This window comes from Pseudomonas sp. 8 R 14, from assembly GCF_900005955.1.
Taxonomy (GTDB): domain Bacteria; phylum Pseudomonadota; class Gammaproteobacteria; order Pseudomonadales; family Pseudomonadaceae; genus Aquipseudomonas; species Aquipseudomonas marginalis.
In genome coordinates this window covers 184,094-195,317 of sequence record NZ_CVTH01000021.1, presented here as the reverse complement: position 1 = coordinate 195,317, position 11,224 = coordinate 184,094, and the positions used below count along the sequence as shown (strand labels likewise).

7 protein-coding genes are annotated in these 11,224 nt (G+C 61.4%); 3 read left to right on the top strand and 4 right to left on the bottom strand.

Annotated elements, in window-relative coordinates; all coding sequences use genetic code 11:
- Nucleotides 1-6: 6 nt before the first annotated feature.
- Nucleotides 7-1,212 (bottom strand): ISL3 family transposase, encoded by a 1,206-nt coding sequence (locus BFQ01_RS02345; RefSeq protein WP_065924102.1) that lies wholly within the window; start codon nt 1,210-1,212, stop codon nt 7-9.
- Between the two features lie 558 nt (nt 1,213-1,770).
- On the opposite strand from BFQ01_RS02345, the gene BFQ01_RS02340 reads away from it, so the two are divergent.
- Nucleotides 1,771-2,934, top strand: coding sequence for a type III PLP-dependent enzyme (locus BFQ01_RS02340; RefSeq protein ID WP_014716890.1), 1,164 nt, complete (start codon nt 1,771-1,773; stop codon nt 2,932-2,934).
- Nucleotides 2,935-2,983: 49 nt separating this feature from the next.
- Here the strand turns inward: BFQ01_RS02340 and BFQ01_RS02335 are convergent, their stop codons facing one another.
- Together BFQ01_RS02335 and BFQ01_RS02330 are read right to left on the bottom strand one after the other, a co-directional pair.
- Nucleotides 2,984-3,733, bottom strand: coding sequence for a tetratricopeptide repeat protein (locus BFQ01_RS02335; RefSeq protein WP_065924101.1), 750 nt, complete (start codon nt 3,731-3,733; stop codon nt 2,984-2,986).
- Nucleotide 3,734: 1 nt separating this feature from the next.
- Entirely contained in the window at nt 3,735-4,415 is a 681-nt protein-coding gene (locus BFQ01_RS02330) for a Fe2+-dependent dioxygenase (RefSeq protein ID WP_065924100.1), read from the bottom strand.
- A gap of 206 nt (nt 4,416-4,621) precedes the next feature.
- On the opposite strand from BFQ01_RS02330, the gene BFQ01_RS02325 reads away from it, so the two are divergent.
- Complete coding sequence (locus tag BFQ01_RS02325; RefSeq protein ID WP_065924099.1) at nt 4,622-6,925, top strand: TonB-dependent receptor; 2,304 nt, start codon at nt 4,622-4,624, stop codon at nt 6,923-6,925.
- 132 nt (nt 6,926-7,057) lie between these two features.
- A complete protein-coding gene (locus tag BFQ01_RS02320) occupies nt 7,058-9,583 on the top strand; it encodes a PepSY domain-containing protein (RefSeq protein WP_065924098.1) in 2,526 nt (841 codons plus the stop codon).
- 55 nt (nt 9,584-9,638) lie between these two features.
- On the opposite strand, the gene BFQ01_RS02315 is transcribed toward BFQ01_RS02320, so the two are convergent.
- Nucleotides 9,639-11,180: an alkaline phosphatase D family protein gene (locus tag BFQ01_RS02315; RefSeq protein WP_065924097.1), complete on the bottom strand. Its 1,542-nt coding sequence runs from the start codon at nt 11,178-11,180 to the stop codon at nt 9,639-9,641.
- Nucleotides 11,181-11,224: the final 44 nt, after the last annotated feature.

The window sequence follows — 11,224 nt, the reverse complement described above, 5'->3', positions numbered from 1 at the left end:
GGTTCATCACGGATTACCGGGAAAGACGCTCTTGATCTTCATGAAGAAGAATTCGCTATCCCGGTAACCGTACGCCATCCGTTTGATGACCTTTATTCGATTGTTTATTCCTTCCAACTGACCGGTGTGCATCGGCCAGCGAACCCGACTGACGATGCCCCGCCAATAACCCTTTAGCCGTTTGGCAAACTGGATCAGAGCCGGTATTTCACTTTCATATGCATGGCGCAGCCATTGCTTCCAGGCCGATCTCCAGGTCCAGGCAGTGCTCGGTGTCCAGAGCGTTTTGAGTTCAGCCTTCATCAAATAAACTGTCATCAGCGATTGGTTGGCCTCCAATAAATCCTGCAAATGGACCTGTTGTTCCGGCGTTTTCAGGTTCTGTGGGTTACGCAGCAACAGCCATCGTGCCTGCTTGATGACCTTGCGAGCCGGCTTGTTATGACGCAGCCGATTAGCTTCGTCGACGCGGACCCGATCAATCACCTCTCGGCCATATTTGGCCACCACATGGAAAAGGTCGTAGACCACTCGCGCTTTCGGGCAATGCTGGCGAACCTCCAGATCAAAAGCAGTATTCATGTCCATCGCCACCGCTTCGATTCGAGCGCAGCCCTCCGGCCCCAGCTCCTCGAAGAACGGCCTGACTGCCGCTCGGCTACGGCCTTCACCGATCCACAGCACTCGTCGTGTATCGGCATCCAGCACAACGCTGGCGTAACGATGACCTTTGAATAACGCGAACTCGTCCATGATCAGGCGTCGTGGTTGCGCCTTCGGCAACTCACTCAACACCGCCTGCAAGGCTCGACGCTCCAGCAACCGAACAGTGTCCCAATGCAGTCCAAACATCTGGGCCACGTGCAGGGTGGGAAGGCGCTCGCAGGCCTGAATGACCGCCTCGGCCAAGCGGCGCGTCATGCGGGCATAGCGATCCAGCCAACTGACGGCCTCCATGCGTTTTCCACAGTCGCGGCAGCCAACACGCCTGAGCAAAATGCTGAGGCGCACCGCGCGACCGAGAATGGGCAGATCACGAACGGTTCGCTCGCAATACTCATGAGTGGTTGAACAAGGTTTTTGGCAGCCGCCGCAGGAAGGGAATCGGGTGGCGTGGGGAATCAGATCGATCTTTAGAACGTCACCATCGGGCTTGATCGTGACGACAGAAAAGCCCTCCCAAAAAGGAAGGAAAGTATTAATATCACGCATAAGAACGCTGGTTTTTTAGATGTGTTTGCTCGCACGAACATCATCAATCAAATCGGCGTTCTTGTTTCTGTGTTTCCCGGGATTCCGTGATGAACCTAAAAAATGTGGGAGGGGGCTTGCTCCCGATAGCGGTAGATCAGTGACAGATGAAGTGACTGACACACCGCCATCGGGAGCAAGCCCCCTCCCACATTTCCCCTTCGGTGAGTCAGGGAAATCGCCTCGATTACCACTCAGCGGGGAACATCAATCCGTCACACCTGTCGGTTACATAAGTAGCTGCACGCCATCGCGCGACGAACGCGTGCAAAAACGCGACATTTTTAGTTGATCTATGGCCCCTCACGTCCTAAAGTTCGCGCCGAACGTCCATGCTGGAAACGATCCATCCGGCTCAAGTACTGACGACGAGACAGCAAGGCCAAGGGAAGCGACTATTCCCATGGCCTTTTTGCTTTCGGCGACATGCCTTGGGAAGTAGGCGAACCAAAGTGGGGATACGGAGGACGTTCATTTGCACCCATTGATCAATTTAGTTTGCCCTTAGGAGTTCCCAGCATGTCGATCAACGTCGAAGATTATTTCGCGCGCGCCACTTTTGACAAAATGAAGGCGTTCGCCGACAAACAGGAAACCCCGTTCGTGGTGATCGACACCGCGATGATCAGCCAGGCCTACGATGACCTGCGCGCCGGTTTCGAATTCGCCAAGGTGTATTACGCGGTCAAGGCCAACCCGGCCGTCGAGATCATCGACCTGTTGAAAGACAAAGGCTCGAGCTTCGATATCGCCTCGATCTACGAGCTGGACAAGGTCATGGACCGCGGCGTCAGCGCCGACCGTATCAGCTACGGCAACACCATCAAGAAATCCAAGGACATCCGCTACTTCTACGAGAAGGGCGTGCGCCTGTTCTCCACCGACTCCGAAGCCGACCTGCGCAACATCGCCAAGGCCGCTCCGGGTTCGAAAGTGTATGTACGTATCCTCACCGAAGGCTCGACCACGGCTGACTGGCCTCTGTCGCGCAAATTCGGCTGCCAGACCGACATGGCCATGGACCTGCTGATCCTCGCTCGTGACCTCGGCCTGGTGCCCTACGGCATTTCGTTCCACGTTGGCTCGCAGCAACGCGACATCAGCGTGTGGGACGCGGCAATCGCCAAGGTCAAGGTGATCTTCGAGCGCCTGAAGGAAGAAGACGGCATCCACCTCAAGCTGATCAACATGGGCGGCGGCTTCCCGGCCAACTACATCACCCGCACCAACAGCCTGGAAACCTACGCCGAAGAAATCATCCGCTTCCTCAAGGAAGACTTCGGCGATGACCTGCCGGAAATCATCCTCGAGCCAGGCCGTTCGCTGATCGCCAACGCCGGCATCCTGGTCAGTGAAGTGGTATTGGTTGCACGTAAATCCCGTACCGCCGTCGAGCGTTGGGTGTACACGGATGTGGGCAAGTTCTCCGGCCTGATCGAAACCATGGACGAAGCCATCAAGTTCCCGATCTGGACCGAGAAGAAAGGCGAGATGGAAGAAGTGGTCATCGCCGGCCCGACCTGCGACAGCGCCGACATCATGTACGAAAACTACAAGTACGGCCTGCCGCTGAACCTGGCGATCGGTGATCGCTTGTACTGGCTGTCGACCGGTGCCTACACCACCAGCTACAGCGCGGTTGAGTTCAATGGCTTTCCGCCGTTGAAGTCGTTCTACGTGTAAGACGGCCGCACACAAGAAGCCCATGACATGTCATGGGTTTTTTTATGCCTCAGGCAAGGCTCGCGGCCCGTTGGCGGAAGGCCTCGGCCAGCGCTCGAACCCGCGGATCACTCGCCGCCGCCAAGGCCGTGTGGGCTGTTCGCAGGAACTTCAGATTTCCGCCCGCCAGCGCCTTGCGCAACCACTCCAGCGCCGCCTCGACCTGGCCCCTGTCGGCCAACACCGCCGCGTAACTGAACTGCCCGCGAAAATCCCCGGCCTCGGCTGAGCGTCGATACCACTCCACAGCCGCCTCCAGGTCCCTCGGGCAAACCTGAGCGTCTTCCAGGTAGCGCCCCAGCAGGTTCATCGACTTGGCATGCCCCTGTTCTGCGGCTTGCCGATACAGGGCCAGCGCGTGCTGCGGGTTCTCGGCAACACCCCGGCCCGTCGCCAGCAGATTGGCATAGTTGTACTGGCCCCAATCCAATCCCGCGTCTGCCGCCAAACGGTATTCCCGCGCAGCCGCCGCTTCGTCGATGGCACACCCCCAGCCATGCTCCAGGCAACGCCCGGCCATATTGCGCGCCATTAAATGCCCGCCCTGCGCCGCAATCTGGAACCACCGCAGCGCCAGCGCTTCGTCGCGCGCAATACCGCGGCCTTCCAGCAGGATTTGCCCGAGCAAGGCCTGGGCATCCACCACGCCCTCCTTGGCCGCGATCAGAATCGCCTGGGCCGCGCGCACCGGCGAGTCGTCGAGCATGCCCTGCAATTGCTCAACGTTGAGCACTTCTTCGCGGCGCAATAAAAAGCCCATGTCAGACCTCGACCCAGCGACGCAACAGGTTGTGATAGGTGCCGGTGAGCTGGATCAGCCCTGGGTGGTCGGGGACATCACGGCTCAATTGCTGGATGGCGCCGTCCATCTCGAACAGCAGCGTACGCTGGCTGTCTTCACGCACCAGGCTTTGGGTCCAGAAAAACGCGGCATAGCGCGCACCTCGGGTCACGGCGTCGACTTTGTGCAGGCTGGAGCCTGGATACAACACCATATCGCCGGCCGGCAACTTCACGCGCTGCAGGCCGAAAGTGTCCTGGATCTCCAGTTCGCCGCCGTCATAGTCGTCCGGGTCGCTGAAGAACAGCGTGGACGACAGGTCCGTGCGCACCCGTTCATGGCTGCCCCTGGCCTGGCGCACGGCATTGTCGATATGGAAATCGAAGCTGCCACCAGCCGTGTAGCAATTGAGCAGCGGCGGGAAGACCTTGTGCGGTAACGCCGCTGACATAAACAGAGGATTTTTCCACAACCGTTCGAGCATTGCCGCGCCGATCTCCTTGGCCAGCGGGTGGCCTTCGGGCAATTGCAGGTTGTGCTTGGCTTTGGCGGACTGGTGCCCGGCGGTGATTTTGCCATCGGCCCAATCGGCGGTTTCCAGGGCGTGGCGGATGCGCTGCACTTCCTCGCGAGAGAACAGGCCGGGAATGTGCAGCAGCATGGGGCAATACCTGTAGGCAAAGAGGCGCCAATGGTATTGATTCTTATCCTCCCTGTAAAACGCCGGAGACGAACGAGAACGTAAAAACCGTAAGGCAAAAGTGTAAAGAATGTAAATTCAGTGCGAATAGTAATGTATCGCAATTGATAGAAAGTCTTGTTCGCCCTATATTCCGCCGCCTCACCTCCTTGGGGAAAGGACACGTCATGTCGCGCACCACCACAAAAACACCTGTTGGCTCACCCCGTATGCTGGCTTCGGCCATCGGCGTTGCGCTCAGCGCCAGCTCTGTCGCCCATCTGGCGCAGGCGGCCGAAGACACTGAACAAAAAGGCCAGCGCAACAGCATCGCCCTCGGCGCCACCAGCATCACCGGCGAAGAACAGGACAACACCGCGTACCAGGTCGAAAAAGCCTCGTCGCAAAAATACACCGCGCCGCTGGTGGACACGCCGCGCTCGGTGACCGTGGTGCCACAACAAGTCCTCAAGGACACCGCCGCCACCTCGCTGCAGGATGCCCTGCGCACCGTACCGGGGATTACCTTCGGCGCCGGCGAAGGCGGCAACCCCCAGGGCGACCGTCCATTCATCCGTGGTTTCGACGCCCAGGGCGACACCTACCTGGACGGCGTGCGCGACACCGGCGGCCAGAGCCGTGAGATTTTCGACATCGAGTCCATCGAAGTCAGCAAAGGCCCGAACTCCTCCTTCGGCGGTCGTGGCTCGGCCGGTGGCAGCCTCAACCTGGTGAGCAAGACCCCGCAAGCCCGGGACTTCACCAACGGCGGCTTCACTTACGGTTCCGACCAGACCCGCCGCTATGTACTCGACGTGAACCGTCAGTTCCTCGACGACAGCGCCGCGTTCCGCCTGAACCTGATGAGCCACGAACAGAACGTGGCTGGCCGTGACGCGGTCAATTACGACCGCTGGGGCGTGGCCCCTTCGCTGACCTTCGGCCTGGGCACGCCGACCCGCGTCAACCTCAGCTACTACCATATGGAAAGCAATGACCTGCCGGACTCGGGCATTCCGTATGGCTACAGCTCTTCGACCGCCACCACTCACGTGCACGACAAACCCACCGACGGCGGCGACAGCAATAACTTCTACGGTCTCAAGGACCGCGACTTCCGCAAGACCCGCGCGGACATCAGCACGTTCTCCATCGAGCACGACCTGAACGACGACATGACGCTGAAAAACACCCTGCGCCATGGCAGCACCGGCCAGGACTACGTGCTCACGCAGCCGGACGATAGCCAACGCAACGTCAACCGTTTCGGCACCGTGTGGCGTCGCGCGAACACTCGCGTCTCCACCACCACGACCACCACCAACCAGACAGATCTGTTCGGCAATTTCCAGGCGCTTGGCTTCAAGCACAGCTACTCCACCGGCCTGGAATTCACCGGCGAAGGAACCCGCGTCAGCGGTTACACCGTCACACCGAACAGCAACCCGACGTGCACCGTGGCCGGCGGCGGCCGGGGTGGACAGTGCACCTCGCTGAGCAACCCGAATCCGGACGACGCCTGGACCGGCAGCATCGCGCGCAATTACAACGGCACCAACACCAAGGCCACCAGCCGTGCCGCCTACGTCTTCGACACCATCGAACTCGATCCGAAATGGCTGCTGAACGTCGGCCTGCGCTACGACACCTTCGACACCGAAGCCAACACCAACGCCGTACCGACCTCGACGGTCAGGGCGCGCAGCAAGGTCAAGGACGACAGCCAGTTCTTCAACTGGCAGGCCGGCCTGGTCTGGAAGCCTTTGGAGAACGGCAGCATCTACACCTCCTACGCGACCTCGGCCTCACCGGCAGGTGGACTGGTGGGCGAAGGAGTCGACAGCAATGCGATTCCTACCGGCATCAACACCAGCGACCTCAAGCCCGAAGAAACCGTCAACTACGAGCTGGGCACCAAGTGGGACCTGTTCCACAACCGCCTGTCCCTGTCTGCCGCAGTGTTCCGTACCGAGAAGAAAAACACCCGCATCCTGGTGGACTCCAACACCTACGAAACGGCAGGCGAGTCGCGGGTCGATGGCCTGGAACTGTCCGCCAGCGGCAAGATCACCGAACAGTGGCAAGTATTCGCCGGCTACAGCTACCTGAAAGCCGAACTGGTTGACCCAGGCAAAAACGGCAACCGCCAGGGCGTCGTCCAGGCCGGTTCCAACAAAGGCAACCAAATGCCCAACACGCCGGAGAACTCGTTCAGCCTGTGGACCACCTATAACGTGACCCCGAAGCTGACCATCGGCGGTGGCGCGTTCTACGTCGATCAGGTTTACGGCGATGCGGCCAACACCGTGTATGTGCCCTCCTACACCCGCTACGACGCCATGGCCAGCTATAAGCTGAGCAAAAACGTCGACCTGCAATTGAACGTGCAGAACCTGACAGACAAGACCTATTACGACAAAGCCTACGCCTCGCACTTCGCCAACCAGGCGGCGGGCCGCACGGCGCTGCTGTCCACAAGCTTCCACTTCTAAACGGTCAGCAGCCCACAAAGCCCCACGCATCGGATGCGTGGGGCTTTTGCATGTCAAACAGAATGTTTCTCGACAACCCACGGCATAATGCGCGCCGTGCCCTACATATTCAGATAGACGAGGCGGTCCGACGTGTTGAAGAAAACCCTGTTCCAGTTGCACTGGTTCTTCGGCATCACTGCCGGGCTGGTGCTGGCCTTGATGGGGATCACCGGGGCTGCGGTCTCGTTTCAGGATGAGATTCTGCGGGCGCTCAACCCGAGCGTGTTGAGCGTGGAGAAACGCGAAGCCGGCGTGCTGCCGCCCGCCGAGCTGGTGCGCAAGCTGGAAGCCACCGAAGGCAAGGCCGTGTCCATGCTGTGGGTGGAAAGCGAAAGCGGCAATGCCGCCCGCGTGTTCTTCACCCCGCCGCCGGGCGAGCGCCGTGGCCAGATGCGCTATTTCGACCCCTACACCGGCGACTACATGGGCGACGCGGTCGGCCAGGATGTACTCGGTTTTATCCTGCAACTGCACCGCTTCCTGGCCATGGGCGAAACCGGCCGGCAGATCACCGGCGCCTGCACGCTGATCCTGGTGTTCTTCTGCCTGTCCGGCCTGTACCTGCGCTGGCCGCGCCAGGTCGCCAACTGGCGTGCCTGGCTGACGCTGGACTGGCGCAAAAAGGGCCGCAGCTTCAACTGGGATTTGCATTCGGTGTTCGGCACCTGGTGCCTGCTGGCCTACCTGCTGGCGGCGCTGACCGGCCTGTCCTGGTCCTACGACTGGTACAGCCAGGGCCTGACCAAACTGCTGTCCGACGCGCCGCAGAATGAACGGATGCGCAAGCGCGGCCCACCGCCCGCAGGCCCGGCACCGGTGGCCAACTACGACGCGATCTGGAGCAGCATCTACAGCAACGCCGGCCCAGACTTGAGTGCCTATAACATCCGCATGCCAGCCGTCGCCGGGCAACCCGCCATCGTCTATTACCTGCTCAAAGACTCCCCCCACGACCGCGCACTGAACCAGATCAACCTGGACCCGGCCACCGGCGAGGTCAAATCCCATGACACGTACGCCGGCAAAACTTTCAAGTCGCAGTTACTCACCAGCATCTACGCGCTGCACACCGGCAGTTATTTCGGCCTGGCGGGGCGCATTATCCTCACTGTCAGCTCGCTGCTCATGCCGCTGTTCTTCATCACCGGCTGGCTGCTGTACCTGGACCGTCGCCGCAAAAAGCGCCAGGTGCGCGACGCGCGCAAAGGCCTCAGTGCCAACCACAGTGATGCCCCGGCCTGGCTGATCGGCTTTGCCAGCCAGAGCGGGTTTGCCGAGCAACTGGCCTGGCAGACCGCCGGGCAATTGCAGGCGGCCGGCCTGCCGGTGAAGGTGCAGCCTCTGGGCAGTGTCAGCCAGGACGACTTGCGCCAGTCGGAAAATGCGCTGTTCGTAGTCAGCACCTTCGGCGACGGCGAAGCGCCCGACAGCGCCCGCAGTTTCGAGCGCAGCGTGCTCGGCCAGGATCTGTCACTCAAAGGCCTGAACTACTCGGTACTGGCCCTGGGTGATCGCCAGTACCAACACTTCTGTGGCTTTGCCCGGCGCCTGCATTTCTGGCTGACCCACCAGGGCGGTAACCCACTGTTCGCGCCGGTGGAAGTGGACAGCGGCGACAGTGCCGCCCTGCTGCACTGGCAACAACAGCTTGGACAGCTGACGGGCCAGGCACCCGCCGCCGCCTGGCCGACCGCCCAGTATGAAAACTGGACGCTGAGCCAGCGCACCCTGCTCAACCCCGGCAGCGCCAGCTCGGACGTCTACCTGCTGGGCCTCACATCGCCATCGAAACAAAACTGGCTGGCCGGCGACCTGGTGGAAATCCTGCCGCGCAATTGCCCGTGGGCCATCGAGCACTTCCTCGAAGGCCTGGGGCTGATCGGCACCGACGGCGTGCTGATCGACGGCCTGCCACACACACTCAACCAGGCCCTTGCGACCCGCCAACTGCCGGACAACCGGGCGCACCTGGTCGCCCTGCACGCTCAAGCGCTGGTGAACGCGCTCGCGCCCCTGGGCATGCGCGAATACTCCATCGCCTCGATCGCCAGCGACGGCGTGCTGGAATTGATCGTGCGCCAGGAACGCCACCCCGACGGCAGCCTGGGTGTGGGCTCGGGCTGGCTCACCGAGCATGCGGCCATTGGTTCGGCGATCAGCCTGCGCTTGCGCCGTAACAGTGGCTTCCACCTGCCGGAGGCGCCGGTGCCATTGATCCTGCTGGGTAACGGCACCGGCCTGGCCGGTTTGCGCAGCTTGCTCAAGGCGCGCATTGCCGATGGCCAGCAGCGCAACTGGCTGCTGTTCGGCGAACGCACCATCGCCCACGACTACCTGTGCCGGGACGAGCTGCAAGGCTGGCTGGCCAGTGGTGACCTGGCCCTGCTGGACCTGGCGTTTTCCCGGGATCAGGAGGAGAAAATCTACGTGCAGGATCGCCTGCGTGAATCCGCCGATGTCCTGCGTAAATGGCTCGCGGACGGCGCGGCGATTTATGTGTGCGGCAGCTTGCAGGGGATGGCGACGGGCGTGGACCAGGCGCTGGTCGACATCCTCGGGAGTGAGGCAGTGGAGCGCTTGATCGAACAGGGGCGCTACCGCCGGGATGTCTACTGATGTGATCCAATGTGGGAGGGGCTTGCCCCCTCCCACATTTAGATTGCATTTCAGGTCAGACCGGTTGCAGCTTCTGTTCGAATACCGAGACCCCATCCAGGTCGCGCAAAATCACGGTCAACTCCGCTGTCTGCCCGTCAATCTGCACTTCGCCAAAAAACTGAAACCCGGCAAACGGCGAGGTGTTCTGCGCAGGCGGGGCCTTCTCGAACACCACCTCAGGGCCAAAGGTTTTATCCAAGGGATTCGGACCGAAGCTGCCCGCATTCAGAGGCCCGGCGACAAACTCCCAGAACGGCTCGAAATCCTGGAACGCCGCCCGATCCGGGTGGTAGTGATGGGCCGCGCAGTAATGCACATCCGCCGTCAACCACACATGGTTGCGTACCTTTTGCGCGCGCAGAAAGCCGAGTAATTCGGCGATTTCCAGCTCGCGGCCTTGCGCCGGGCCTGGATCATTATTGGCGATGGCTTCCCAGCGCGGCACGCCGGGGCTGACTTCGCCGTCGGGCACGCCGAGGCCGATGGGCATGTCGGCGGCGATCACCTTCCACTGCGCCTGGGAGACCTTGAGTTCGCGCTTGAGCCAGTTCAACTGCTCGCGGCCGAGGAAGGGTTTTTCACCGCCCAGGTTGTCATCGTTGGGGCCGCGATAGCTGCGCATGTCGAGCACGAATACATCCAGCAGCGGGCCATAGCTGAGCTTGCGATAAATCCGCCCGCCGCCGTCTGCGCTTTGCCGGCGCATGGGTGAATACTCCAGCCAGGCCAGGCGTGCGCGGCTCACCAAGGTGTTGATGTCCTTGGTCTGGTAGCGCTCGTCAAGTTGCTTGCCGGGCGACCAGTTATTCACCACTTCATGGTCATCCCACTGCCAGATCTGCGGCACCTCGGCATTGAAGCGACGCACGTTTTCGTCCAGCAGGTTGTAGCGGTAGTTGCCGCGATACTCGTCGAGGGTTTCGGCGACCTTGCTCTTGGCTTCGGTGGTGATATTGCGCCAGATGCGCCCGCCCTCGGTGGGCAACTGCGCGGGCACCGGGCCGTCGGCGTAGATGGTGTCGCCGCTGTGGATAAAGAAGTCCGGCAGGCGCAGGCGCATGGCTTCGTAGATGCGCATACCGCCGATGTCCGGGTTGATGCCAAAGCCTTGGCCGACGGTGTCGCCGCTCCACACAAACCGGATGTCGCGGCGTTGTTGCGGCACGCTGCGCAGGTGGCCGAACCACGGCTCGCTGGCGACGCCGGTCTGGGCGTCCTCAAAGTGCACGCGGTAGAAAATCGCCTGGTCGGCGGGCAGCCCGGTGAGTTCGACGCGGGCGGTAAAGTCGGTGCGGTTGTCGGCCAGGGACGAGACGAATTTGCGCGGGTTGCTGAACACGCTGCGGGTGTCCCACTCCACCACCATGCGCGCCGGGCGGTCGCTGCGGCTCCAGATCATCGCGCGATCACCGAGCAGGTCGCCGGACTGCACGCCGTCGGTGAGTTGCGGCCGGTCCTTGATCGACGCGATCACCGCCGGGGCCAGGCCCGGCAGCAGCAGACCGGCGCCGACGGCTTGCATCACACGGCGACGGCCGAGATCGAAGTGGCTCATGCAGGTGCCCTCTTGAGTATCAAAAGGGCCACTAAAGCATGCGC

What these genes read in the sequence shown, in the direction of transcription:
- BFQ01_RS02340 (WP_014716890.1), top strand. Translation starts at nt 1,771, where the DNA reads ATGTCGATCAACGTCGAAGATTATTTCGCGCGCGCCACTTTTGACAAA.
- BFQ01_RS02325 (WP_065924099.1), top strand. Translation starts at nt 4,622, where the DNA reads ATGTCGCGCACCACCACAAAAACACCTGTTGGCTCACCCCGTATGCTG.
- BFQ01_RS02315 (WP_065924097.1), bottom strand. Translation starts at nt 11,180, where the DNA reads ATGAGCCACTTCGATCTCGGCCGTCGCCGTGTGATGCAAGCCGTCGGC.
- BFQ01_RS02345 (WP_065924102.1), bottom strand. Translation starts at nt 1,212, where the DNA reads ATGCGTGATATTAATACTTTCCTTCCTTTTTGGGAGGGCTTTTCTGTC.
- BFQ01_RS02335 (WP_065924101.1), bottom strand. Translation starts at nt 3,733, where the DNA reads ATGGGCTTTTTATTGCGCCGCGAAGAAGTGCTCAACGTTGAGCAATTG.
- BFQ01_RS02330 (WP_065924100.1), bottom strand. Translation starts at nt 4,415, where the DNA reads ATGCTGCTGCACATTCCCGGCCTGTTCTCTCGCGAGGAAGTGCAGCGC.